A 26,431-nucleotide genomic window follows, 5' to 3' on the forward strand; every position below is an offset into this window, starting at 1 on the left:
CGTCAGCACCTATGTAAGAGGGGTTTTTGCGATTGCAAATGGCAACCGCGCCCGAATGATGCCGTCAAGCCGGCTAAACGCATAAGCCCCGCGCGTAACTTCTGGATATTTCCCGATACGCCTGATAAGGAACGGCCGTATTCCGATGGAGCAGCCCATGGCAGAGACCGCAGCGAGCCGCACGGCAAGCGTTTCCCGCAAAACCAACGAGACCTCGGTCTCCGTTTCCGTCAACATCGACGGCAGCGGTAAATCGACGATTTCGACGGGGGTCGGCTTCTTCGACCATATGCTGGAACAGCTGTCGCGACATTCGCTGATTGATATGGAGATCGACACCAAGGGCGACCTGCATGTCGACGATCACCATGCCGTCGAGGATACCGGGATCGCGATCGGCCAGGCCATTGCCAAGGCGCTGGGCGACCGGCGCGGCATCACCCGCTATGCCTCGATCGACCTCGCCATGGACGAGACGATGACGAAGGCGGCCGTCGATCTCTCGGGCCGGCCCTTTCTCGTCTGGAACGTTTCCTTCAGCGCCCCGAAGATCGGCACCTTCGATACCGAGCTGGTGCGCGAATTCTTCCAGGCCTTAGCGCAGAATGCCGGTATCACCTTGCATATCCTCAACCATTATGGCGCCAACAATCACCATATAGCCGAGACATGCTTCAAGGCCGTTGCGCGCGCATTGCGCACCGCAACCGAGATCGATCCGCGGCAGGCAGGCCGCGTGCCTTCGACGAAAGGCACGCTCGCCTGAGCCCCGAACTGGGGAATTGAGGAAATGGCAAGCTATCTGATTTTGACTCCGCCCGGAGCGACGAACCGGTCCGAAGCATCGGATCGGTATCGCGATGACACGCGATTCATCCGCGACGGCTTTTCATGGACGGCGTTTCTATTTCCGACGCTCTGGATGCTCTTTCATCGGCTGTGGCTGTATGCGGTCGCCGCCTTTCTGCTGCAGGGCATCGCGCTGGAGCTGATGCGGCAGCCGGGCTTTTTCGCCGCAGGGGCAGCACTTCTGCTTGGCGTGCATGTCCTTGCGGCTCTTGAGGGCCGGCACGCGATCAGCAATCATCTCCTCGCCCGCGGCTGGACGGTTGAAAACCTCGTCTCGGCACACGATTTGGCGACAGCAGAGGAAATCCATTTTTCCGAACTAGCGCAGGCGCCCAACCCGAATATCCATGTGAAAAATTGGGATATCTCGGCCACCAACACGAATACCAGCCGCCAAGGCCCGAGCTTCGGCCTTCCCGGCTATGATGGAGGACGCTGACCATGCGCGTCGCGATTATCGACTATGGTTCCGGCAATCTGCGCTCAGCTACTAAGGCTTTCGAGCGGGCGGCCCGCGAGGCGGGCATCGACGCCGAGATCGACCTCACCGATGACGCCGAGCGCGTCGCCACCGCGGATCGCATCGTGCTTCCCGGCGTCGGTGCCTATGCCGATTGCCGTCGCGGCCTCGATGCCGTTCCCGGCATGACGGAAGCCGTCATCGACGTCGTGGAACACAAGGCCCGCCCCTTCCTTGGCATCTGCGTCGGCATGCAGCTGATGTCATCGCGCGGGCTGGAAAAGACGATCACGCAAGGCTTCGGCTGGATTAAGGGCGACGTCAAGGAAATGACGCCGAGCGATCCCGACCTGAAAATCCCGCAGATCGGCTGGAACACACTGGATATTCGCCATCCGCACGCACTCTTCGACGGGATTGAGACCGGGCCTGACGGCCTGCACGCTTATTTCGTCCATTCCTACCATCTGGCCGCCGACCACAGCGACGACGTGATCGCGACGACGAATTATGGCGGGCCGATGACCGCTTTCGTCGGTCGAGACAACATTGCCGGCGCTCAGTTCCATCCGGAAAAGAGCCAGAAACTCGGCCTTACCCTGATCGCCAATTTCCTGCGCTGGAAGCCATAAGGCTCGCGCTCCAAGGACAGACATCATGATTCTTTTTCCCGCTATCGACCTAAAAGACGGCCAATGCGTGCGCCTCAAGCTCGGAGACATGGAGCAGGCGACCGTCTACAATCCCGATCCCGGCGCTCAGGCGAAAGCCTTTGAAGACCAGGGCTTCGAATGGCTGCATGTCGTCGATCTCAATGGTGCCTTCGCCGGCGAAACCGTGAACGGCGCTGCGGTCGACGCCATCCTCAAGGCGACGAAAAATCCGGTGCAGCTCGGCGGCGGCATCCGCACGCTCGATCATATCGAAAACTGGCTGTCGCGCGGGCTTGCCCGCGTCATCCTCGGCACGGTTGCCGTGCGTGACCCGGCGCTGGTCGTCGAAGCCTGTAGGCGCTATCCGGGTCACATCGCCGTCGGCATCGATGCCAAAGGCGGCAAAGTGGCAGTCGAGGGCTGGGCGGAGGCTTCCGAACTCGGCGTCATCGAACTCGCCAAGAAATTCGAGGGCGTTGGCGTTGCCGCCATTATCTACACCGATATCGACCGCGACGGCGTTCTGACTGGCATCAACTGGGACTCGACGCTCGAACTGGCCAATGCCGTTTCCATCCCCGTCATCGCCTCCGGCGGGCTTGCCTCGCTGGACGATATCCGCCGCATGATTCAGCCGGATGCCCGCAAACTGGAAGGTGCGATTTCCGGCCGCGCGCTTTATGATGGCCGGATCGATCCGAAGGAAGCACTGGCGCTGATCAAACAGGCCAAGGAGGCAGCGCAATGACCCTGAAAGCCCGCGTCATCCCCTGCCTCGACGTCAAGGACGGCCGCGTCGTCAAGGGTGTCAACTTCGTCAATCTCGTCGATGCCGGCGATCCCGTCGAAGCCGCCAAGGCCTATGATGCTGCCGGCGCCGACGAACTCTGCTTCCTAGATATCACTGCTTCTTCCGACAATCGCGACACGATCTTCGACGTGGTGGCCCGCACGGCAGAACAATGCTTCATGCCGGTCACGGTCGGCGGCGGCGTGCGCACTATTGCCGATATCCGCAAGCTGCTGCTTTGCGGCGCCGACAAGGTTTCGATCAATTCGGCGGCAGTCAACAATCCCGATTTCGTGGCCGAGGCGGCCGACAAATTCGGCAACCAGTGCATCGTCGTTTCCATCGATGCCAAGCGGCGACGCACCGAGGCGCTCGGAGGCGACAATCTGAGCGCTTGGGAGATCTATACCCATGGCGGCCGCAATGCGACGGGCATCGATGCCGTCGATTTTGCCCGCAGGATGGTGGAGCGCGGCGCCGGCGAGTTGCTCGTCACCTCCATGGATCGGGACGGCACCAAAGTCGGCTACGATCTGGAGCTGACGCGGGCGATCGCCGATGCGGTGCGCGTGCCCGTCATTGCATCCGGCGGCGTCGGCGATCTCGACGACCTCGTCGCAGGCGTCAAGGAAGGTCATGCGACGGCCGTACTTGCGGCGTCGATCTTCCACTTCGGCACCTATTCGGTGGGCGAAGCAAAGCGCTACATGGCCGAGCGCGGCATTCCCATGCGGCTGGATTAGGAGACAGCGAGCGATGAGCGGATTTACCCTTTCCGACCTCGAACGGATCGTCGAGGAACGCTCCAAGGCCTCGCCGGGCGAATCCTGGACGGCAAAGCTTTTTGCTGCCGGCCAGCCGAAAGCGGCGAAGAAGCTCGGCGAAGAGGCGATCGAGGCGGTGATGGCGGCGGTCGTCAATGATCGCGACAACCTCACCTATGAGGCGGCCGATCTGCTGTATCATCTTTTAGTCGTATTGAAGATTGCCGGCATTCCGTTAGAGAATGTCATGGGTGAGCTCGAGAGGCGCACCAGTCAATCCGGCCTTCAAGAGAAGGCAAGCCGGTAAAACCGATGACGATAGCGACCAAGACCGAGCCAACACACGAGACGCTCGATATTTTCCAGGCGAAAGCCTATTCGCCCTACTATTTCTTCTCCTCGGAAGAATGGGCGAAATTCAGGGCCGACACACCGCTGACGCTGACCGCCGACGAAGTGACGCGGCTGCGCTCCATGGGCGACCCGATCGATCTCGACGAAGTCCGGCGCATCTATCTTTCGCTGTCACGGCTTTTGTCCTCGCATGTGGAATCCTCGCAGATCCTTTTCGAGCAGCGCAATCGCTTCCTCAGTCTTTCCGATATCGCCAAGACGCCCTTCGTCATCGGCATCGCCGGATCGGTCGCTGTCGGCAAATCCACCACGGCCCGTATCCTGAAGGAGCTGCTGGGCCGCTGGCCATCGAGCCCGAAGGTCGATCTCGTCACCACGGACGGCTTTCTCTATCCGAACGCCGAGCTGCAGCGCCGCAACCTGATGCAGCGCAAGGGTTTTCCGGAAAGCTACGATACGGCGGCACTGCTGCGTTTCCTCTCGGCGATCAAGGCCGGCCAGCCGAATGTGCAGGCGCCCTCCTATTCGCACCTCGTCTATGACGTGCTGCCGAACGAATTCAAGACGGTCGATCGCCCGGATATCCTGATCTTCGAAGGCATCAACGTGCTGCAATCGCGGCATCTGCCTGCTGACGGCAAGATCGTGCCGATGGTCTCGGATTTCTTCGACTTCTCCATCTATATCGATGCCGAGGAGGAGCTCATCCACAATTGGTACGTCGCCCGCTTCATGCGGCTGCGCGAGACGGCCTTCCGCGACCCCAACTCCTTCTTCCATCGCTATGCTTCGATCAGCGAGGACGAGGCCTTGGCGATTGCCGAGGGGCTTTGGAAGAATATCAACCTGAAGAATTTGCGCCAGAACATCCTGCCGACGCGGCCGCGCGCCGACCTCATCCTGCAGAAGGGGAAGAATCATCTGATCGAGCAGGTGGCGTTGAGGAAACTCTGAGGCTCAGGGCTGAACACGCCTTAAAGTCAGGTTGATCCGCCCACCATTCTTCAGCAATGTCGAGGTTGCAGGATAGATGCGGTCGACACCGTGAAAGCACAATCTTCCCTCGCCGCCGAGAACGACGATATCGCCGCTCGCCAGCTTGAAGGATAGCGTGCGATCATTGCGGTTGAGGCCACCGACGCGAAAGAGGCAGGTGTTCCCGAGCGAGATCGATAGTACGGGCGCCTTGAGATCCTGTTCGTCACGATCCTGATGCAGGCCCATGCGGGCATTGTCGCCATAGAAATTGACGAGACAGGCTTCCGGCGGCTTTTCATAGCCTGCTATATCGTGCCAGAAATCCAGCAATTGCGATGGCATGGCCGGCCAGGGGCGACCGGTGACCGGATGCGTCGGCTGATAGCGATAGCCGCGCTGCTTGTCCGTCACCCAGCCGAGCGAACCGCAATTGGTCATGCGCACCGACATTTCCTTGCCGGTACCCGGCATGACCGGTGTGTACAGCGGCGCCTCGGCCACGATACCGCGAATCGTCTCGACGAGCGCTTCCTGGGCGGGACGGCCGAGATATCCGGGCAGATGGCGAATTCCGTTGGGGAGCAGCATCCATACTTCCTTTGCGCAACACTGGTCAGGTCAGTGCGCCATTGCCGCGCCTTCATGCATGGCCCCTCACCCCAACCCTCTCCCCGCCGGCAGGGCGAGGGGGTCTAATCTGCCTCAACTTAGCCGCCTCAAAGGGAGACTTATTGTTTCACGCTGTCGTCCCTTCTCCCGCATGCCGAGAGAAGGCCAGGATGAGAGTCCAGGCACAGAACTACAGCAACGCCGTACTCGCCTGACAAGCCTCATTTTACTCAGCCAACTCAAAACTGCAGCCCGAAAGCCAACCCTAGTCGCCGCCGACCTTGCCGCGCATCTTCTTGACCTCGGAGCGTCCGGATTTTTCCTTCAGCCGGCGCTCGATTGATCCCTTCGTCGGCTTGGTCTTTCGGCGCGGCGGCGGGGGCGGAGCGGCCGCTTCGAGGATCAGTTCCTTCAGCCGCTCGCGCGCATCCTCGCGATTGCGATCCTGGCTGCGGAAGCGGCTGGCCTCGATCATCAGAACACCTTCCTTGGAGACGCGACGACCGGCAAGTCTAACCGCATTCGCCTTGACGCGATCCGTCAGCGATGGGGAATTCTGAACGTTGAAGAAAAGCTGAACTGCGGTTGCGACCTTGTTGACGTTCTGGCCGCCGGGACCGCCCGCCAGAACGAATTGTTCCGTCAGCTCCCAGCCGGCAATCGTGATCCGGTCGTTAATGTAAAGCGCTTCGCTGGCCATGATTTTCTCCGCGCCTGTCTATCCCACATTGATGCGCGGTTGAAAACCACTACCGGATAAAACGAAACCCGGCGAATCGGTCGCCGGGTTTCACGTGAGTCATTCCGCTCTGGATGATTATTCTGCAGCGACCGGCATCCCCGGAGCGGCATCACGGACGTTGCCGTCCACATGATCTTCGAACTTGGCGAAGTTCGTGACGAACATCTGTACTAGCTTCTTGGCCTGGGCATCGTAGGCTTCGCCATCGGCCCAGGTGGAGCGAGGATCGAGGATCGCAGTATCGACACCGTCGACCGCGACCGGAACCGCGAAGCCGAAATTCGCGTCCGTGCGGAATTCGACATTATCGAGGTCGCCCTTCAAAGCCGCCGCGAGCAGAGCGCGCGTCGCCTTGATCGGCATGCGGCTTCCCTTGCCATAGGCGCCACCGGTCCAGCCGGTGTTGACCAGCCAGCAACGGGCGCCGTGGCGGGCGATCAGCTCCTTGAGGAGATTGCCATATTCAGCCGGATGGCGCGGCATGAAAGGAGCGCCGAAGCAGGTCGAGAAGGTGGCTTCCGGCTCGACGACGCCCTTTTCCGTGCCGGCGACCTTGGCGGTGTAGCCGGACAGGAAGTGGTACATCGCCTGATCCGGCGTCAGCTTGGCGATCGGCGGCATGACGCCGAAAGCGTCGGCCGTCAGCATGATGATCGTCTCGGGATGACCGGTGATGCCGGATTCCGATGCATTCGGGATGAAATGCAGCGGATAGGCGCTGCGGGTGTTTTCCGTCAGCGAACCGTCATCGAGATCCGGCCTACCATGCTCGTCGAGCACGACATTTTCCAGGACGGTGCCGAAGCGGCGCGTCGTGGCGTAGATTTCCGGCTCGGCCTCGGCCGAAAGACGGATGGTCTTGGCGTAGCAGCCACCTTCGAAGTTGAAGATGCCGTTTTCACCCCAGCCATGTTCGTCATCGCCGATGAGCGTACGGGTCGGATCGGCCGACAGCGTCGTCTTGCCCGTGCCCGACAGGCCGAAGAAGATCGCGGCATCGCCTTCGGGACCGACATTGGCAGAGCAATGCATCGGCATGACGCCGCGTTCCGGCAGCAGGTAATTCAGGACGGTGAAGACCGATTTCTTCATTTCGCCGGCATAGGAGGTGCCGCCGATAAGGACGATGCCATTGACGAGATCACAGGCGATCACCGTTTCCGTGCGGCAGCCATGGCGCTCCGGATCGGCGCGGAAGCTCGGCAGGTCTATGATCGTCAGCTGCGGCACGAAGCTTTCCAGCGCCGCGCGATCCGGGCGGATCAGCAGGTTGCGGATGAACAGCGAGTGCCAGGCGAATTCGGTAATGACGCGCGTTGGCAAAGCATAGTCGACATCGGCGCCGCCGATCAGATCCTGCACGAAGAGATCCTTGCCGCGGGCATGGGCCAGCATGTCCTCATGCAGGAGCTCAAAATGCTCCGGCGACATCGGCTTGTTGTTATCCCACCAGATCTGGTCTTCCGTGGCGGCATTGCGCACCACGAACTTGTCCTTCGGAGAACGGCCGGTGTGCTGGCCGGTCAAGGCCCTGAGCGCGCCATGGGCGGTCAGATCGGCTTCGCGGCGGCGAATCGCCTCTTCGTAAAGGTGAGCTTCCATGAGGTTGTAGCGCACACTGGCGGCGGCTCCCAGGCCGATCGATCCCAGTTCAGTCGCGGGATTGCGGACGCCGAATTGCTCCATCACTTTTTCCTCTACAAAGGGGCTTGGCCGTTAGAACTAACTAAAGCGTAGAGGGCTCTTTTTAAAAGCACAAGAGCTAGAAGCGAGAAATATTTAATGATATCAGTTATTTAATCGATTTAAATAAATTTCCTCAATTTTAAATCGTTTGAATAGAGGGTGGAGGGACGTCATGTCACACAACCTCTGCGCAAGGGTTTTTCCTCACAACAATCCTCCCCTTTATCTTTGCCACAATTTGTTCCACCTTTATCCCCATAAGCGCGCCAGGTTACCGCCGACCGAGCTGGCAGACCGCCTGGGCTGGATTCCAAATCCGGGAGACGCGCACTGATGACGGAGACGAACACCATGTTGACAATCGCGCTCGTTGACGACGACCGCAATATCCTGACTTCCGTATCGATTGCCTTGGAAGCAGAGGGATATAAGGTAGAAACCTACACGGACGGAGCTTCGGCGCTGGACGGCCTGCTTGCCCGGCCGCCGCAACTGGCGATCTTCGATATCAAGATGCCCCGCATGGACGGCATGGAGCTCCTGCGCCGCCTGCGGCAGAAGTCCGATCTGCCCGTGATCTTCCTCACCTCGAAGGATGAAGAGATCGACGAGCTTTTCGGCCTGAAGATGGGCGCCGACGACTTCATCACCAAGCCGTTCTCGCAGCGCCTGCTGGTCGAACGCGTCAAGGCTGTTCTCCGCCGTGCCTCCGCCCGAGACGCCGCAAACGCTGCCGGCGGCGCAGCCGCCGCCAAACCGGGTGCTGTGCAGCAGGCCCGCTCGCTGGAACGGGGGCAGCTCGTGATGGACCAGGAACGCCATACCTGCACCTGGAAGGGCGAGCCGGTGACGCTCACCGTCACCGAGTTCCTCATCCTGCATTCGCTTGCCCAGCGCCCCGGCGTGGTCAAGAGCCGCGACGCGCTGATGGATGCGGCCTATGACGAGCAAGTCTATGTCGACGACCGCACGATCGACAGCCACATCAAGCGGCTGCGCAAGAAATTCAAGATGGTCGACCTCGAATTTGATATGATCGAGACGCTGTATGGCGTGGGCTATCGCTTCCGCGAAGCAGCATAATAGTTAGCGAGACCATACGGATAGTTAACTGGACCATACGGCGGACAATGGATTAAGAGCATGCGGACGGGGTCGCCGACCCCGTTCTTCGAAAGGGCCGTAGGCTTGGCACAGCTGGTGCAGGACAGGGACATAGACGACTCGGAAAGCCCGAGCGGCGCTCGAATCGCGCGCCGGCGCTGGACTCATCCCTTCGTCCTGATCCGCCGCATCTTCGGCAATGCCGTCTTTTCGAGCCTGACGCGGCGCATCCTGTTCTTCAATCTGGCCGCCCTCGTCGTTCTGGTCGGCGGCATTCTCTATCTCAATCAGTTCCGCGAGGGCCTGATCGATGCCCGTGTCGAAAGCCTCTTGACGCAGGGCGAGATCATCGCCGGTGCCGTCTCGGCTTCGGCATCGGTCGACACCAACTCCATCACCATCGATCCGCAGAAGCTGCTGGAGCTGCAGGCCGGCCAGAGCATCACGCCCGTTCCGAACGACGAGGATCTGGAATTCCCGATCGATCCGGAAAAGGTGGCGCCGGTGCTGACGCGGCTGATCTCGCCGACGCGCACGCGCGCACGCATCTTCGATGCCGACGCGAACCTGCTGCTCGACAGCCGCCATCTCTATTCCCGCGGCCAGGTGCTGCGCTACGATCTGCCACCCGTCGACGACGAGAAGCAGAGCTGGTCCGACTGGTTCAGCGGCTTGCTCAACAAGATGCTGCAGCCGGGTAACCTGCCTGTCTATAAGGAAGCGCCCGGCGGCGACGGCTCCATCTATCCCGAGGTCATGAATGCGCTGACCGGCGTGCGCGGCGCCGTGGTCCGCACCACGGAGAAGGGCGAACTGATCGTCTCGGTCGCCGTGCCGATCCAGCGCTTCCGCGCCGTGCTCGGCGTGCTGCTGCTGTCGACCCAGGCCGGCGATATCGACAAGATCGTTCATGCCGAGCGCCTCGCGATCATGCGCGTCTTCGGCGTCGCGACGCTCGTCAACGTCGTGCTGTCGTTGCTTTTGTCCTCCACCATCGCCAATCCGCTACGCCGGCTCTCGGCTGCGGCCATCCGCGTGCGCCGCGGCGGGGCGAAGGAGCGCGAGGAGATTCCGGACTTTTCCGCTCGCCAGGACGAGATCGGCAATCTGTCGATCGCGCTGCGGGATATGACATCGGCGCTCTACGATCGCATCGATGCGATCGAAAGCTTTGCGGCCGATGTCAGCCATGAACTCAAGAATCCGCTGACATCTCTGCGCAGCGCCGTCGAAACGCTGCCGCTCGCCAAGAGCGACGATTCCAAGAAGCGGCTGATGGATGTGATCCAGCATGACGTTCGCCGCCTCGACCGCCTGATCAGCGATATCTCAGATGCATCGCGCCTCGATGCCGAGCTTGCACGTTCGGATGCCAAGTCGCTCGATCTGGAAGTATTGCTGCGCGACATGATCGATATTTCCAGACAGGTCGGGCACAGCAAGAAATCTGTCGAGATCGACTATATTATCGACCGCAAGCCAGGCAATAAGGCGAACTTCTCCGTCGACGGCCACGACCTGCGCATCGGCCAGATCGTCACCAATCTCATCGAAAACGCACGATCCTTCGTCCCCGCGGAAACCGGCAAGATCACCGTGCGGCTGACGCGGACGCGGACGCGCTGTGTCATCTATATCGAGGATAATGGTCCCGGCATTCAGGCCGAAAATATCGACCGCATCTTCGAACGTTTCTATACCGACCGGCCCGAATCCGAAGGTTTCGGGCAGAATTCCGGCCTCGGCCTGTCGATCAGCCGGCAGATCGCCGAAGCGCATGGTGGCTCGCTGCGCGCCGAGAATATCGTCGACAGCGATGGCTCGACGCTGCTTGGCGCCCGCTTCATCCTGTCGCTGCCAGCCCAGACGACGGCGTGAGCGGCCGCATGACGGGTGAGGCGACCAATTCCCACGCAACGGCGATCGTCATTGGCAGGATAGGGCTGCTGTTCCTTGGCCCCTCGGGCAGCGGCAAATCCGCCCTCGCCTTCTCCTGCCTTGCGGCTGCCAAGCCGCTGGGATTGACGGCAAGCCTGGTCGCAGACGACCGCGTGCTGATTGCCGAACAGAACGGCTCCATTATTGCGAAATGCCCGCCCTCGATCGCAGGGCTTATGGAAATCCGCTACACCGGTATCGTTCGCATGCCTTATATTTCCGAGGCCGAAATGCATTTTGCCGTTCGCCCTGTCGACCCGGCAACCGCGGAAAGACTACCACCCGAGGATGAGCAGATCGATATTACCGCGTCTGCTCGGTTGCCGTTGATCCGATTGGCTGCAACCTCTGCGAATCCGCTTGCCGTAATAATGGCGAAAACCGGCGCAAGTTTTGGTGAATCGGCCATTTAGGCCCGCATAGGCGCGTAAATCCTGTATTTTAAGCTTGCACTTCGTCTTTTCATCGCCAAGATGTCCCCCCACTGGTGGACGACATTGCTGCATTGCGATATGGGCCACCTGTTTGCGTATGCGATGGGAGCAGTAATATCATGATTGGACTTGTGCTTGTCACTCATGGCAAGCTGGCTGAAGAGTTTCGGCATGCTGTCGAGCATGTCGTTGGTCCGCAGAAGTTCATAGAAACGGTATGCATTGGTCCCGAAGACGACATGGACAAGCGGCGGCAGGATATTCTGCAGGCCGTTGCCGGTGCCGACGACGGGCACGGCGTCATCATCCTCACCGATATGTTCGGCGGCACTCCTTCCAATCTCGCAATCTCCGTCATGAATAGCGGCCACACCGAGGTTATCGCCGGCGTCAATCTGCCGATGCTGATCAAGCTTGCAGGCGTGCGCGGCGACAACAACATGGAAAGGGCCCTGGTGGAAGCTTCAGAGGCCGGGCGTAAATATATCAACGTGGCCAGCCGTGTGCTCAGTGGCAAATAACGAGGCAAACACCGCCCCCATGACCGAGCTTTCCCGGGAACTCCTGATCATCAACAAGCGGGGTCTGCATGCCCGTGCGTCGGCGAAATTCGTGCAGACCGTCGAAGCCTACGACGCCGCCATCACCGTTTCAAAGGACGGCACCACCGTCGGCGGCACCTCGATCATGGGCCTCATGATGCTTGCCGCCAGCCCCGGCTGCAGCGTGCTTGTCACGGCAAGCGGCAATCAGGCCGCCGAAGCGCTTGAGGCGCTCGACCAGCTCGTCGCCAACAAGTTCGGCGAGGAAATCTAGGCTTTTCCGCCTCCTCCCCTGTGGATATAAAGACATAAAGACTTCTTTATATCATTATTGATTTCCACCCTGAAGCCTGCTACACGGCATCATTCCTACACGCTATAGCGTGCAATTCTTGTTGCATTCGGCTGAGGCGTCTGCCCGCGGCGCGATTGCATCGTTCAGGCTGGAGACTCATTGATGAGCGCTGAAAAGGACTACATCGTCGCCGATATCGGCCTTGCCGACTATGGTCGCAAGGAAATCGCAATCGCCGAAACCGAGATGCCAGGCCTGATGGCTTGCCGCGCCGAATTCGGCGAAGCGCAGCCGCTGAAGGGCGCACGCATCACTGGCTCCCTGCATATGACGATTCAAACGGCCGTTCTCATTGAGACGCTGGTGGCCCTCGGCGCTCAGGTGCGCTGGGCATCGTGCAACATCTTCTCGACGCAGGACCATGCCGCCGCGGCCATCGCCGCTTCCGGCGTTCCGGTCTTCGCCGTCAAGGGCGAGAGCCTTGAGGACTACTGGACCTACACGGACAAGATCTTCCAGTGGGCGGATGGCGGTCTCTCCAACATGATCCTCGACGACGGTGGCGACGCCACGATGTACATCCTGCTCGGCGCCCGCGCCGAAGCCGGCGAGGACGTACTCTCCCATCCGCATTCGGAAGAAGAGGAAATCCTCTTCGCACAGATCAAGAAGCGCCTGCAGGCAACGCCCGGCTGGTTCACCAAGCAGCGCGACGCCATCAAGGGCGTGACCGAAGAAACCACCACGGGCGTCAACCGCCTCTATCAGCTCAGCCAGAAGGGCCTGCTGCCCTTCCCGGCGATCAACGTCAACGACAGCGTCACCAAGTCGAAGTTCGACAACAAGTATGGCTGCAAGGAATCGCTGGTCGACGGTATCCGCCGCGCTACCGACGTCATGATGGCCGGCAAGGTCGCCGTCGTCTGCGGCTATGGTGACGTTGGCAAGGGTTCTGCCGCTTCGCTCTCCGGCGCCGGCGCCCGCGTCAAGGTCACCGAAGTCGACCCGATCTGCGCCCTGCAGGCCGCCATGGACGGCTATGAAGTCGTTCAGCTCGAGGACGTCGTTTCCTCGGCCGACATCTTCATCACCACGACCGGCAACAAGGACGTCATCCGCATCGACCATATGCGCGCGATGAAGGACATGGCGATCGTCGGCAACATCGGCCACTTCGACAACGAGATCCAGGTTGCCGCCCTGCGGAACCTCAAGTGGACGAACATTAAGCCGCAGGTCGACATGGTCGAGTTTGCCAAGGGCAACCGTATCATACTGCTATCGGAAGGCCGCCTGCTGAACCTCGGCAACGCCACCGGCCACCCATCCTTCGTGATGTCGGCTTCCTTCACCAACCAGACGCTGGCGCAGATCGAGCTCTTCACCAAGCCCGGGCACTACAAGAACGAAGTCTACGTACTGCCGAAGCACCTCGACGAGAAAGTTGCCCGTCTGCATCTTGCCAAGCTCGGCGTGAAGCTGACGGAGCTTTCGGAAGAGCAGGCTGCGTATATCGGCGTGACGCCGAAGGGCCCATTCAAGTCTGACCACTACAGATACTGATTATTAAAACAGTATCCACAACATCTTGTGGCCCTGGCATTGACAAATGCCGGGGCTTATTTTTTAGCCAGCTCCCTTCCCCCAGATTCTCCTAGGCAGTATTGTTTTTACACTTGATTCGTGACGAACCGGGCGTGCCCGGAGCCATGAAAATGGGATGTCTTGTCAGGATGCGGCACATTATAGGACGGAGACAGACCTCTTATGTTTGAAGGGGAAGACAACCTGCATCAACCAGCGCTACATCGAGTGGCGACGCGGTTGCGGCAGGGCGGTGCATATTGGCTTTCGGCAAAAGCGAAGCTGGGCAAAGGTTGGCTGGTGCGCCTGAGCCGCTTACTGCAGCTCAGCGTTTTCGGCGGTCTCGTGACCGGCCTGGCAGGTCCCGTTCTCGCTCAAAGCAATGATGCCGCGCAGGCGAGCATGCGCCTCTTCACCTCTTCGGAAATGGCCATCTTCTCCGTCATCATTGGCGTGATCTCCGCCGCACTCCTCTCGACCATGTGGATGGTCCGACAGCGCGGCAACATGGAAAGCGAAAGCCGCGAGATCCGCACGGCCCTTTCGGATGCCAACCAGCGTATTTCGCAATATCAGGCGCTGATTGCCGACAAGAACCGCCGCATCGTCATCTGGGATGGCCCGAATGCGCGGCCCGAACTGCTCGGACAGCTTCCGGTCGAGACCGGCGCGCCGCAGGACAATGAATTCCTCGCCTTCGGTCGCTGGCTGAAATCATGGTCGGCCGGCGAGCTTGACAAGGCTATCGACACGCTGCGCAGCAGCGGCCAGAGCTTCGACATGGTGGTCGAGACCAATCGCGACGAAATTCTGGAGGCGCAGGGCCGCATTTCCGGCGGGCGCGCTTTTGTACGCTTCATCGCGCTCAACAACCTGCGCGCCGAACTCGCTGAGCTGAAGATCGAACGCGACCGGCTGATGACCTCGATCTCTACCTTCCAGAATTTGCTCGATGCCATCGACCTGCCGGTCTGGCAGCGCGATGCGGAAGGCAAGCTCACCTGGGTGAATCAGGCCTATGGCGAGGCCGTGGAAGCGGTTTCGACCGATGAAGCGGTGCGCGAGGGACGGGAATTCCTGACGACCGTGACCCGCGAGCGCATTCGTGCGGCAGCCACGCCGGAGTCGCCATTCCACGACAAGATTTCAACCGTCGTGCATGGCAACCGCACTTTCTTCGATGTCGTCGATGTGAAGGCTCCGAACGGTTCCGCCGGCATCGCCATCGACGTCTCCGAGGCAGAAGGCGTTCGAGCGGAGCTCGCACGCACGCTGAAGAGCCATGCCGAAACACTCGATCATCTGGCAACGCCGGTTGCGATCTTCGACGGCGAGCGGCGGCTGCAATTCTACAATCAGGCTTTCGTCCAGTTGTGGGAACTCGACATCGCGTTCCTCGAAAAGCGACCCGACAACAGCGAGCTTCTGGACAGGCTGCGCAGCGCCAAGAAGCTGCCCGAGCAGCTGAACTGGAAGACATGGAAGGACGGCGTACTTTCGGTCTATCGCGCACTCGATACACAGACCGATCTCTGGCATCTGCCCAACGGCCAGATTCTCCGGGTCTTCGCCACGGCGCATCCTCAAGGGGGTGCGACATGGGTGTTCGAGAACCTGACTGAACAGGTCGATCTCGAAACCCGCTACAACACCCTGGTCAAGGTTCAGGGCGAAACCATCGACCATCTGTCCGAAGGCGTCGCCGTTTTCGGTCCCGATGGCCGCATCCGCCTGTCGAATCCGGCCTTCCGCATTCTCTGGAACATCACAGAGGCACAGGCGAAGCCCGGGACGCATATTCAAGCCCTGGCCGAGGCGTGCGCGCCTTCTTACGACCGGCCGGACGGGTGGAAGCGGTTTGCCGAGCAGATCACCAGTTTCAACGACGAGCGGCCCTCATCGCAGGGCACTCTGGAACTTTACTCCAATCTTGTACTCGACTACGCCGTCATTCCTCTGCCGAATGCACAGACCATGCTGACATTTGTCAACAAGACCGACAGCGTGCGCGCCGAGCGCGCCCTGACCGAGAAGAACGAAGCGTTGCTGAAGGCGGACGAGCTGAAGAACGATTTCGTCCAGCACGTCTCCTACGAGCTGCGTTCGCCGCTGACCAATATCATCGGCTTTACCGACCTCCTGAAGACGCCGGGCATCGGCTCGCTGAACGAGCGGCAGGCCGAATATATCGACCATATCTCGACCTCGTCTTCCGTGCTGCTGACGCTGGTCAACGACATCCTTGATCTCGCCACGCTCGACGCCGGCATCATGCGGCTGAACTATTCCGAGATCGTGCTCTCCGACCTGCTTGACGAAGTCTCGATGCAGATCGCCGACCGGCTGCAGGAAAGCGGCGTGATGCTTGAAATCACCGTGCCGGCGCACCTCGGCTCTATCGTTGCCGATCAGCAGCGGCTGAAGCAGATCCTGCTGAAACTTCTGACCAATGCCGCCAATTTCGCGCCCGAGGGATCGACGATCTCGTTGAGATGCGGACGCGAAGGCACGGATTTCGTCTTCTCCGTCTCGGACAAGGGTCCCGGCATTCCCGAGGATTTGATCAACACGGTTTTCAACCGCTTCGCCTCCGGTGGCAAGGGCGGCAAGCGCAGCGGTGCCGGCCTTGGCCTTTCCATCGTCGAAAGCTTCGTCAGCCTGCATGAAGGCGAGGTTTCGATCGAAAGCCAGCCGGGCAAGGGAACGACGGTCACCTGCCGGATTCCTTCAGCCGAGCTGCCTCACTCCGTCGCAGCAGAATGACAGCCTCCGACAACAGCATTTCCCTTTTCCTCGCAGATGACGCCGCCACGGCGCAGCTCGGCGAGGATCTGGCGCTGGCCCTAAGGGTCGGCGACTGTCTGGCGCTATCAGGCGATCTCGGCGCGGGGAAATCCTCGCTGGCACGCGCGCTACTACGCGCCATGGCCGACGATTCCGAACTGGACGTGCCAAGCCCAACCTTTACGCTCGTGCAATCCTACGAGCTGCGTATCCCCGTCTCGCATTTCGATCTCTATCGCCTCGGCGATCCCAGCGAATTAACGGAACTCGGCTTCGACGAGGCCCTCCAGACCGGCATCTGCCTTGTGGAATGGCCTGAAATGGCCGAAGGCGAGCTGCCGAAGGAGCGCATCGACCTCAAGCTAACGCATGAAGGCGAAGGACGGCGCGCCATCATCACGGCACCGGCCAAGCGGATCGCACGCATCGAGCGCGTACTGGCTATACGCGCCTTTCTCGATTCGCATGGCTATCGCGGTTCCGCCAGACGTTTCCTCACGGGCGATGCCTCGCTGCGTGCCTATGAGTCCATCTATCCAAAGGATGGCGGCAGCCGCGTGATCCTGATGGATTGGCCGCGCCTCCCGGAAGGGCCGCCGGTGCTCGATGGGAAACCCTATCCGAAGGTCGCGCATCTCGCTTGGGATGCCTATCCCTTCGTGGCGATCGCCAATATCCTCCGCCAAAACGGCTTTGCCGCTCCGGAAATCTTTGCCGCCGATTACGACCAGGGCATTCTTCTGATCGAGGACCTCGGCACCGATGGCGTTCTCGATGCCGAAGGCAAGCCGATTGCCGAGCGCTATCGGGCCAGCGTTGCCTGCCTTGCGCACCTACACAGCCTTTCGATTCCCGGCGATATTCCAGTCACGCCGGATCACATCCATCACATTCCGGATTTCGACCGGACCGCCATGAAGATGGAAGCGCGGCTGCTGCTCGACTGGCATCTGCGCTGGAAGCGCGGCACGCCGGCAAGCGATGAGGAACGGGCCGACTATCTCGCGATCTGGGACAAGCTGATCGATCAGCTCGAAGATGCGGAAAAGAACCTGCTGCTGCGTGACATGCATTCGCCAAACATCATCTGGCGGGCGCATGAACAGGGCATAAAGCGTATCGGCCTCATCGACTTCCAGGATGCGATGATCGGGCCGACCTCCTACGACGTCGCCTCGCTGGTGCAGGATGCGCGCGTGACGATCGAACGCGACCTGCATGACCAGCTTCTGGTCGACTATCTCGCACTTCGTCATGCCCAAGGCGACTTCGACGAGACGAAATTCCTGAAGAGCTGGGCGATCATGTCGGCACAGCGCAATTGCAAGCTTGCCGGTCTCTGGGTCCGGCTCTTGCAGCGCGACGGCAAGCCGGGATATCTGAAGCACATGCCGCGCACACTCGCCTACCTCGCCATCGCTCTCGAACACGAAGCGCTCGCACCTCTGCGAGAATGGTGCGAAAAGGCCGGCATTGGCCAGGTTTGAGTTATGGAGACTTTGCAATAGGCAAAATCGGAACATGCTTTTAGGACGCCGGACGTTATTTTCGATTGCTTGGCTTTCCGGCTTTATGTTTTTGGTAAAGCGCGGTTTTGGAGACGATTTGGCCAGTCCTGATAAGCCAGAGCCTTTCGGCTACAAGACTGGTTGGTTGGCAATTAGCACCAGTGATACGACTGCGGTCATTAATCAACTCGGACTAACCCAGGTGCAGGGCGCGACATGGCGACGAGGGCTCGAAGAAACTCATGCCTATCCCCCGAAGGGAGTTCCCGTTTTTGTGTGCCCACCAATCAATGGCTGGACGCTCGTTGTCACAGGGCTAAACGTTGATGGTGATAGCGAGGCTTTACGGAAAGCTTTATGCGATCTGTCGAATAGATTTGGCGATGCCCAGTATTTTGCCTCTTATCGAGTGGTCAACGCTCAAGTATGGCAACGCGCACGCCACGGCGCAATGGAGCGGGCTTTCAGCGTAGCCGATGGTACCGTTACTCTGAATTTTGGCGCGACAACGCGCGATGAAATGGATCTCGGCCTGCCGGAAATTTCGGCGCTTACACCGGAGTATCTCACCAAAGCATCCGATCCTTTATACGACCGTTGGATTTTTGGCTCGGAGGATAATCCATCGCTGCTAGCCGAGAAGTGGAGTATCAATCCATTAAAAATTGGTACTGACTTCGCGACAACACCTTCGATAGGACACTTGGCTCAGATGCGATCGCTCTGACGGCCGGATTGGCGGCAATGGCTGGAAACGACTCGACGCGTGGCGGCGAAGAAAAGCAGAACTGCTCTACCGAACCAAGACTGGCGACGGCTTTCCGGCCTTGTGCTATGGAAAGAAGATATGAATCGAAAGTTCGAGACGAAATGACCATCAAGCAAGCCATGGTTTTGGCCGCGGGGCTTGGAACCCGCATGCGACCGATCACTGACACCATCCCGAAGCCACTGGTGAAGATCGCCGGCAAGCCGATGATCGATTATACGCTGGATGCATTGGTGCAGGCGGGGGTCGCGCGGGCCGTCGTCAACGTCCATCACCATGCCGACCAGATGGAGGCGCATCTCCGCAGCTATCGCGGGCTTGAAATCCTGATTTCCGACGAGCGGGACGCGCTGATGAACAATGGCGGCGGCCTCGTCAAAGGCCTGAAACTTCTGAGCCGCGATCCGGTGTTCGTTATGAACGCCGATCTGTTCTGGATCGGTGAGAAGCCAGGCCATCCCACCAATCTGGAAAAGTTAGCCGGATTCTACGATGAGCAGCGCATGGACATGGCTATGCTCTGCGTCGAACTAGAACGGACTACAGGCCATAACGGCAAGAATGACTTCGCCATGGCGCAAGACGGAAGGCTCGCCCGCTACCGCGATGTCGGACGCGACGGCGTCGTCTATGCCGGCGCAATTGCGATGAGCCCCTCTTTCCTCGATGATGCGCCTGATGATGCTTTCAACGTCAATATCTACTTCGACAAGGCCATCGAGCGCGGCCGGCTCTACGGCACCCTGATGGATGGTCACTGGTTGACAGTCGGTACGCCGGAAGCAATCGGCGAGGCGGAGGAAGCGATCCGGAATTTCCGGGCGTTTGCGTGAGCCTATGGCAGGCGGACACCGGCAGCGCATTCTGACGATTCCGGCAGGCCTGCCCTTCCTGAAAACGCTGGCGTCGGCTCTCTGCGATGGCCGGCTGACCGAGCATTTCCACCATGATCCGAGCGACCCGTTGTCGCTCGCCAAGGTCAGCATCTTCCTGCCGACGCGGCGCGCGGCGCGCGTGCTGCGTTCGGAATTCGTCGATCTGCTCGGCGGCCGCTCCGCCATCCTGCCGGTCATTCGCCCTCTTGGAGAAACCGATGACGACAGCGGCTATTTCGAAGAAGCCTTGCCCGAAACGGCGGATCTCGCGCAACCGCTTGCCAATACGGCGCGACTTCTTGAGCTGGCGCGGCTGATCCTTGCGTGGCGCAACAAGCTGCCGCAGATCGTCCGCGACATTCACTCCGATTCGCCGCTAGTCGCACCCGCGAGCCCAGCGGATGCCATATGGCTCGCACGCAATCTCGCCGAGCTCATCGACTCGCTGGAGACCGAGGATCGCGAATGGAGCGAGCTTGCCAGCCTCAGCGCGGAGGATCATGCGCTCTGGTGGCAGCTGACGGCCGAATTTCTGGCGATCGCAAGCGCCTTCTGGCCGGCGCGCCTCGAAGAACTCGGCAAATCATCGCCCACCCGCAACCGCAACGCCATTCTGCGTGCGGAAGCGCAGCGCATGTCCACCATGCGCCATCCCGGCCCGGTCATCATTGCCGGCTCGACGGGCTCGGTGCCGGCAACGGCTGAGCTGATCGCAGCCGTTGCCGCCCTGCCGCAAGGTGTCATCGTGCTCCCCGGCCTCGATCTTTCGATGCCTGAGGAAGATTGGCAGCTGGTGGCGCCGGAGACATCGATTGGCGAGAGAGCCGATCCGACCACACGCAGCCATCCGCAATATGGTCTTTCGCTGCTGCTGAAACGATTGCAGGTCACCCGGCGTGATGTCGAAACTGTCGCGGATGCGTCTGAAACCATGCAGATGCGGGCGCAGATCCTGTCTCGAGCGCTGGCGCCGGCCAAGGCGACGAGCGGCTGGGGAAGCTGGCGCAAGACGCTCGCTCCCGATGCGATCTCGGGCGCATTTGCCGATGTCGCGCTGATCGAAGCAGCCAATGAACGCGAGGAGGCGACCGCGATCGCCATCGCCTTGCGGCTGGCGTTGGATAAGCCGGGGCGCAACGGCGGTGAAAGCCAGGCGGCCTTGATCACGCCCGACCGCAATCTCGCCCGGCGTGTGACGGCCGAGCTTGCCCGTTTCGGCATCACCGCCGACGATTCGGCCGGGACGCCGCTGAATGCCACGCCACAGGGTACGTTGCTGCAATTGCTGCTGGAGGCATCCCTTCGCCCTGGCGATCCCGTTGCCGTCGTCTCACTGCTCAAGCATCCCCTCGCCTTGTTCGGCCTGTCGGCGGAAATACACCAGCCAGGAGTCGATGCGCTGGAGGTTCTTGCGCTCAGGGGCGGCGTCGATCACGTCGAGATCAGTCGGCTGGGAGCCCTGCTTGACGACCGCGTGGCGGAGCAGGCCAATGACCGCCATACGCCGCAATGGCGCAAAGCGCTGCCGCCTGAGACCATCGAGCATGCGCGGGCGCTGGCCCAGCGAGTGACCGCGGCATGCGAACCTCTGGTATCGACGCTTTCCCTGCCCGCGTCAGAAGGCCTCCTCACACTTTCGGATTGGGCGGAGCGCACCGGCCGTGCCCTGGAAGCCGTCGCCGTCGACGAGCGTGGCAGCCTGGCAGGCCTTTGGGCGGGCGAAGCCGGGGACACGCTTGCCAGCCTACTCCGGGATATCATTGAGACCGAAGGTCAGCTTGAGGCCGATGGCGTGCAGTGGATCGATATCATGGCCGCGCTCTGCGTCGGCCAAGCGGTGAAGCCGCGGGCGCTCAGCCATCCTCGCCTCTTCATCTTCGGTACGCTGGAAGCACGCCTACAGAGCGTCGACACGCTGATCCTCGGCGGGTTGAACGAAGGATCCTGGCCGGGGCAGACGGCAAACAATCCCTTCATTTCGCGCGGCATGAAGACAGAGATCGGCCTGGAGCCGCCGGAGCGCCGCATCGGCCAGCTCGCGCACGATTTCGAAATGGCGAACGGCACGCGCGATCTGATCTATTCCCGCGCGCTGCGTCAGGGCTCGACACCGACAGTCGCGTCGCGCTGGCTGCAGCGGCTGATAGCGCTTGGCGGCAAAGAATTAGAGGACGCAATGAAGGCGCGCGGCGACCAGTATCGCCATTGGGCAGGGATGATCGACGAAGGAGAAAACCAGGCGCCGGCGCTGCGCCCGGCACCGAAGCCGCCTGCAGAGCTGCAGCCGAAGAGCTATTCCTTTAGCGAAGTGGGCCGGTTGCGGCGCGATCCCTATGCGATCTATGCCCGGCGCGTGCTGCGGCTCGATCCTGTGGAGCCGTTCAATCGCGATCCCGGCCCAGCCGAACGTGGTACGCTCTATCACAAGATCATCGATCGTTTCGTCCGCGAAGGGCATGTGGCCGGCACGGCGGATGCGGCGCTGGCCATGGATCGGATCATCGCCGAGCTCTTCGATGCCGAGCGGCTGCCCGTCCATATCGACAGCGTCTGGCGCCCGCGTTTTCGCGAGGTGGCGCGCGCCTTCCTTGACTGGGAAGCGGGCCGGCGGTCGGCGGTTCGCAAAACGGCGACGGAAGTGCCGGCCGGCGTCGAGATCGAGCCGATCGGCATTCGGTTGACCGGCGTTGCCGACCGTATCGACATCAAGAGCGACAAGGGCGCCGATCTCATCGATTACAAGACCGGCTACAATCCCTCACCGCCACAGGCGCGCGCGCTTCTCGATCCGCAGCTGGCGCTGGAAGCCTATGCGTTGCAAGCCGGTGCCTTCCGCAATATCGGCGCACTCATGCCCGAAAACCTGCTCTATGTCCGCTTGCGGCCCGGCGACCGCTTCAAGGTCGACCAGGTCAACAACGAACATTCCAGCCGCGGCGGCAAGACGGAAACCAAGTCGGCTATGGATCTCGCGCAGGAATCGATGGACCAGCTGGTGAAATTCGTCTCGCTGCTGCAATCGGGCGAGAAGGGGTTTTCCTCGCGGCTGATCCCGGCCCAGCAGTTCGAATATGGCGGTGACTACGATCACCTCGCCCGCGTTTCGGAATGGTCGACGGCCGAGACCGAGCAGGAAGGCGGCGGCGATGAGTGATTTTCCCGCCGATGATATCGCCATCCTGCCCGAAAGCGACGATCCCGGCGTCTGGATCAGCTGGACGACGATTCAGCAATCGATCGCCTCCGACCCCGAACGCTCGGCCTGGGTTTCGGCCAATGCCGGCTCCGGCAAGACGCATGTGCTGACGCAACGCGTCATCCGCCTGCTTCTTTCCGGCGCGCGGCCCTCGGCGATCCTCTGCCTTACCTATACCAAGGCCGCGGCCTCCGAAATGTCCAACCGCGTCTTCGACAGGCTCGCTGCCTGGGCAACCATGCCGGACGACGAGCTGAAGACGCGTATTGCCGATATCGAGGGCAAGGAGCCGGATCTATTCAAGCTCGCAGCGGCGCGGCGGCTTTTTGCCAAGGCGCTGGAAACGCCAGGCGGACTAAAGATCCAGACCATCCACGCGTTTTGCGAGGCCTTGCTGCATCAGTTCCCGCTCGAGGCCAATGTCGCCGGCCACTTCTCCGTACTCGATGATCGGGCGGCCGAAGTCCTGCTCGACGATGCGCGCCGTGCGCTGCTGACATCCACGACGCCCCACGGCGACGCCGAATTGGCGCGGGCCTTCGATTATGTCCTCGATCTCGGTGACGAATCGGGACTTGAGACGCTACTTGGCGATATCATTGCCAATCGCAATGCGATCCGCCGCTTTACCGAGACGGCCGAACGCAACGGCGGTGTCGAAACTGCGTTGCTTGCTCGGCTTGGCCTTTCGCCCGGTGAGACGGAAAGGAGCATTGCCGAGCAATATTGGCCGTTGCCCGGTCTGTCTGGTGCAACGCTGGAGCTTTACCTAACGCTTGCCGACGAGAAGGGCGGTGCCAAGGCTCAGGAAGTGGCTTATGCGCTGCGCCTTGCCAAGCGCGAGGCAGATCCGCTTGCTCGCGCCGAGATCCTCGAAAAGGCCATGCTGACCGCCAAGGGCGAGCCGAAATCGGACAGCCAGTTCTTCGTCAAGGCAATGCTCGCCGATGCGCCTGCCCTCGCCGATGCCGTGGCTGCGGCGCGCGCCCATGTCGTTGCCAGCCGCGACCGGCTGAAGCTGATGCGGATGTATCGGGCCACCCATGCTGCGCTCATTCTCGCCGATCGTCTGAATCGCGACTATGAGGAGCTGAAGAAGCGGCGCAGCCAGCTCGATTTCGAAGACCTCATCACCCGCACGGCCGACCTTCTGACCAAGAAGGATGTCGGGCCGTGGATCCACTACAAGCTGGATCAGGGCATCGATCACATTCTCGTCGACGAAGCGCAGGATACGAGCCCGATCCAGTGGAGCGTCATCCAGTCGTTGGCGGAGGATTTCTTCTCCGGTGACAGCGCCCGGCCGACGCTGCGCACGATCTTTGCCGTGGGTGACGAGAAGCAGTCGATCTATTCGTTCCAGGGCGCCCGGCCCGAACGATTCTCCGAGGAGAGCGACCGCACAAGACGGCGCGTGGCGGCGAGCGGCCAGCAATTCTCATCGATCCGCCTGCCGCTGTCCTTCCGCTCGACGGCCGATGTGCTCGGCGCCGTCGATCATGTCTTTACCAGTCCGGAGAATGCCCGGGGGCTTAGCGCCGTTAACGAGCCTGTCGTGCATCGTTCCAGCCGCATCGGCCACCCCGGCGCCGTCGATCTCTGGGAAATGATCGCGCCGGAGCCGGCCGCCAAGGAAGAGGATTGGACGGCACCGTTCGATTCGACCCCGGAGAGCGCACCTGCTGCCATCCTGGCGCGGCGGATGGCGCATACGATCGGCAATCTCATCGGCCGGGAAACGATCATTGAGAAGGGTAAGGCGCGTTTCATCGAGGCCGGCGACATTCTCGTGCTGGTGCGCAAGCGCGACAGCTTCGTCAACGCGCTGACCCGAGCGCTGAAGCGGCGCGGCAACATTCCCGTCGCCGGCGCCGATCGTCTGGTGCTGACGAGCCATATCGCCATTCAGGATCTTCTGGCGCTTGGCCGTTTCCTGTTGCTGCCGGAGGACGATCTCTCGCTCTGTGCGCTGCTGAAGAGCCCCTTGTTCGACCTCAGCGAAGAGGATGTCTTTGCGGTCGCCGCCTATCGCGATGACGAGGAAGGCGTCTGGAGCCATCTGCAGAGATTTGCCGCCGACGGCCATGACCGCTTCAGGCAGGTGGTCGAACGGCTGAAAACCTTTCTTGCTCTGTCCAAGAGCCTGCCCGTGCATGATTTTTATGCCCGCGTGCTTGGCAGCTTCGGCGGCAGGCGGAAATTTCTGGCGCGGCTCGGCACCGAAGTCAGCGATATTCTCGACGAATTCCTGACCTTCACGCTCGATCATGAAACCAGCGGCCTGCCCGGCCTGCAATCCTTCATCTCGACGCTGGAGCTGGAAGCACCGACGGTCAAGCGCGAGCAGGACAAGGGCCGCAACGAAGTGCGGATCATGACGGTGCATGCCTCGAAAGGGCTGGAGGCACCGATCGTCTTCCTCGTCGATGGTGGCGGCAAGGCCTTTACCCATACGCATCTGCCGAAGCTGCGGCTGATCGAAGCCGATAGGGACGAAATCCCGCTGCCGGTCTGGGTGCCGATCTCGGCGCTCGCCAATTCGCTGACGCAGGCCGATACGGCGCGGCTGCAGGCACTGGCGGAGGAGGAATATCGCCGCCTGCTCTATGTTGGCATGACACGCGCCGCCGACCGCCTGATCATTTGCGGCTACCGCGGCATCCGCGAGAATGCCGATACCTGGCATGCGATGATTTCCGCGGCGCTGCGCGGGCAAGAACTGTACTGCACGCAGAAGACCTTCACCGGCCCGGATGGCGACTGGCAGGGCTTGAGCTGGCGGGTTGCCCAGGTTCAGCTCGAATTCGAGACCGCAAGAGAGCATGAGAAGCGTTCGGAGCGCGTCGGCCTGCCGGCGGGTCTCAGCCGGCCATTGCCGCCGCAAAAAAGCCTACCGCGGCCGCTCAGCCCCTCCGGCGTCGGCACCGTCATCGACGAGGAAGCCGACGATCTGTTGGTGACTTCGGCGCTTTTCGGCGAGAAAACCAAAACCGACCGCGCCCTTCAGAAAGGCCGTTTCATTCACCGCATGCTGCAGACCTTGCCCGAAATCGCGCCCGAGGAGCGCGCCGATGCCGCCCGTCGCTATGCCGAACGAGCGGCGCGCTTCTGGCCTCAGGCCGAGCAAGAGGCGCTGGTGAAGTCCGTCATGGCGCTGCTGTCGCATCCTGACCTGCAGGGCACCTTCAGCACCCATGCGCAAGCCGAAGTCTCGATCATGGGTACGCTGAAGCTCGGCAACCAATCCTATGCCGTCTCCGGCCGCATCGACCGGTTGGCTGATCTGGACGACCGCGTCGTCATCCTCGACTATAAGACGAATCGCGTGCCGCCTGACTGGGAAAGCAACATCCCCTTCGCGCATAAGGCGCAGCTTGCCATCTATCGCGAGATCCTTTCGCCGCTCTATCCGGGAAAGCGCATCGACTGCATGCTGGTCTATACCGAAAATGCCTCGATCTACACGCTGTCGGACGAGGTGCTTGCATTGGCGCTTGCGGAGCTCGAGACAAAGTGA

Annotated in this window: 22 protein-coding genes; 19 read left to right on the plus strand and 3 right to left on the minus strand. The window is 60.9% G+C overall.

Annotation, left to right across the window (positions count from 1 at the left end):
* The first annotated feature begins 157 nt into the window (after positions 1-157).
* The 7 genes from hisB to coaA are packed head-to-tail and all read left to right on the plus strand — an operon-like array spanning position 158 to position 4,824.
* Entirely contained in the window at positions 158-766 is a 609-nt protein-coding gene (hisB, locus tag GDN47_RS25780; RefSeq protein ID WP_015338215.1) for an imidazoleglycerol-phosphate dehydratase HisB, read from the plus strand.
* Between the two features lie 24 nt (positions 767-790).
* Positions 791-1,288: a DUF2628 domain-containing protein gene (locus GDN47_RS25785; RefSeq protein WP_113389641.1), complete on the plus strand. Its 498-nt coding sequence runs from the start codon at positions 791-793 to the stop codon at positions 1,286-1,288.
* Between the two features lie 2 nt (positions 1,289-1,290).
* On the plus strand, positions 1,291-1,941 hold the full coding sequence (hisH, locus tag GDN47_RS25790; RefSeq protein ID WP_113389642.1) for an imidazole glycerol phosphate synthase subunit HisH: 651 nt from the start codon (positions 1,291-1,293) through the stop codon (positions 1,939-1,941).
* A 25-nt stretch (positions 1,942-1,966) separates the two neighbouring features.
* Positions 1,967-2,710, plus strand: coding sequence for a 1-(5-phosphoribosyl)-5-[(5-phosphoribosylamino)methylideneamino]imidazole-4-carboxamide isomerase (gene hisA, locus GDN47_RS25795; RefSeq protein WP_113352885.1), 744 nt, complete (start codon positions 1,967-1,969; stop codon positions 2,708-2,710).
* Positions 2,707-3,495, plus strand: coding sequence for an imidazole glycerol phosphate synthase subunit HisF (hisF, locus tag GDN47_RS25800; protein ID WP_113250780.1), 789 nt, complete (start codon positions 2,707-2,709; stop codon positions 3,493-3,495). The genes hisA and hisF overlap by 4 nt, the downstream gene beginning before the upstream one ends.
* A 13-nt stretch (positions 3,496-3,508) precedes the next feature.
* On the plus strand, positions 3,509-3,823 hold the full coding sequence (locus GDN47_RS25805; RefSeq protein ID WP_113352884.1) for a phosphoribosyl-ATP diphosphatase: 315 nt from the start codon (positions 3,509-3,511) through the stop codon (positions 3,821-3,823).
* Between the two features lie 5 nt (positions 3,824-3,828).
* Positions 3,829-4,824, plus strand: a complete 996-nt coding sequence (gene coaA / locus GDN47_RS25810) for a type I pantothenate kinase (protein WP_113389643.1) — start codon at positions 3,829-3,831, stop codon at positions 4,822-4,824.
* A gap of 3 nt (positions 4,825-4,827) precedes the next feature.
* On the opposite strand, the gene GDN47_RS25815 is transcribed toward coaA, so the two are convergent.
* The 3 genes from GDN47_RS25815 to GDN47_RS25825 form a co-directional block, all read right to left on the minus strand.
* The gene (locus tag GDN47_RS25815; RefSeq protein WP_113389644.1) at positions 4,828-5,436 is read right to left on the minus strand and encodes an alpha-ketoglutarate-dependent dioxygenase AlkB family protein; all 609 of its coding nucleotides are present in this window, start codon (positions 5,434-5,436) and stop codon (positions 4,828-4,830) included.
* A gap of 286 nt (positions 5,437-5,722) precedes the next feature.
* Complete coding sequence (gene arfB, locus GDN47_RS25820; protein ID WP_069613945.1) at positions 5,723-6,157, minus strand: alternative ribosome rescue aminoacyl-tRNA hydrolase ArfB; 435 nt, start codon at positions 6,155-6,157, stop codon at positions 5,723-5,725.
* A 117-nt stretch (positions 6,158-6,274) separates the two neighbouring features.
* Positions 6,275-7,885: a phosphoenolpyruvate carboxykinase gene (locus tag GDN47_RS25825; RefSeq protein ID WP_113352881.1), complete on the minus strand. Its 1,611-nt coding sequence runs from the start codon at positions 7,883-7,885 to the stop codon at positions 6,275-6,277.
* 351 nt (positions 7,886-8,236) lie between these two features.
* Here GDN47_RS25825 and GDN47_RS25830 point away from each other — a divergent pair, with 351 nt between their 5' ends.
* From GDN47_RS25830 to addA, 12 genes are all read left to right on the plus strand, one after another.
* Positions 8,237-8,968, plus strand: a complete 732-nt coding sequence (locus tag GDN47_RS25830; protein ID WP_197044218.1) for a response regulator transcription factor — start codon at positions 8,237-8,239, stop codon at positions 8,966-8,968.
* Between the two features lie 105 nt (positions 8,969-9,073).
* Positions 9,074-10,867, plus strand: a complete 1,794-nt coding sequence (locus tag GDN47_RS25835; RefSeq protein ID WP_173002576.1) for a sensor histidine kinase — start codon at positions 9,074-9,076, stop codon at positions 10,865-10,867.
* Positions 10,868-10,875: 8 nt separating this feature from the next.
* Positions 10,876-11,340 carry an HPr kinase/phosphorylase gene (locus GDN47_RS25840; RefSeq protein ID WP_113333405.1) on the plus strand — a complete coding sequence of 155 codons (465 nt, stop codon included), beginning with the start codon at positions 10,876-10,878 and terminating at the stop codon, positions 11,338-11,340.
* Between the two features lie 140 nt (positions 11,341-11,480).
* Positions 11,481-11,882: a PTS sugar transporter subunit IIA gene (locus GDN47_RS25845; RefSeq protein ID WP_015338202.1), complete on the plus strand. Its 402-nt coding sequence runs from the start codon at positions 11,481-11,483 to the stop codon at positions 11,880-11,882.
* Positions 11,883-11,901: 19 nt separating this feature from the next.
* Positions 11,902-12,177, plus strand: a complete 276-nt coding sequence (locus GDN47_RS25850; protein ID WP_069613940.1) for an HPr family phosphocarrier protein — start codon at positions 11,902-11,904, stop codon at positions 12,175-12,177.
* A gap of 183 nt (positions 12,178-12,360) precedes the next feature.
* A complete protein-coding gene (ahcY, locus tag GDN47_RS25855) occupies positions 12,361-13,761 on the plus strand; it encodes an adenosylhomocysteinase (protein ID WP_113352879.1) in 1,401 nt (466 codons plus the stop codon).
* 204 nt (positions 13,762-13,965) lie between these two features.
* Entirely contained in the window at positions 13,966-16,545 is a 2,580-nt protein-coding gene (locus GDN47_RS25860; protein ID WP_113352878.1) for a PAS domain-containing sensor histidine kinase, read from the plus strand.
* Positions 16,542-18,053 carry a tRNA (adenosine(37)-N6)-threonylcarbamoyltransferase complex ATPase subunit type 1 TsaE gene (gene tsaE, locus GDN47_RS25865; protein ID WP_152094556.1) on the plus strand — a complete coding sequence of 504 codons (1,512 nt, stop codon included), beginning with the start codon at positions 16,542-16,544 and terminating at the stop codon, positions 18,051-18,053. The genes GDN47_RS25860 and tsaE overlap by 4 nt, the downstream gene beginning before the upstream one ends.
* 34 nt (positions 18,054-18,087) lie before the next feature.
* Positions 18,088-18,801 carry a hypothetical protein gene (locus GDN47_RS25870; protein WP_113389647.1) on the plus strand — a complete coding sequence of 238 codons (714 nt, stop codon included), beginning with the start codon at positions 18,088-18,090 and terminating at the stop codon, positions 18,799-18,801.
* Positions 18,802-18,944: 143 nt separating this feature from the next.
* Entirely contained in the window at positions 18,945-19,676 is a 732-nt protein-coding gene (locus GDN47_RS25875) for a nucleotidyltransferase family protein (protein WP_113389648.1), read from the plus strand.
* Between the two features lie 4 nt (positions 19,677-19,680).
* Complete coding sequence (gene addB / locus GDN47_RS25880) at positions 19,681-22,872, plus strand: double-strand break repair protein AddB (protein ID WP_113389649.1); 3,192 nt, start codon at positions 19,681-19,683, stop codon at positions 22,870-22,872.
* Entirely contained in the window at positions 22,865-26,431 is a 3,567-nt protein-coding gene (gene addA, locus GDN47_RS25885; RefSeq protein WP_152094557.1) for a double-strand break repair helicase AddA, read from the plus strand. Before addB ends, addA begins: the two co-directional genes overlap by 8 nt.

It is taken from the genome of Martinezella dioscoreae, from assembly GCF_009176305.1.
Taxonomy (GTDB): Bacteria; Pseudomonadota; Alphaproteobacteria; order Rhizobiales; family Rhizobiaceae; genus Rhizobium; species Rhizobium dioscoreae.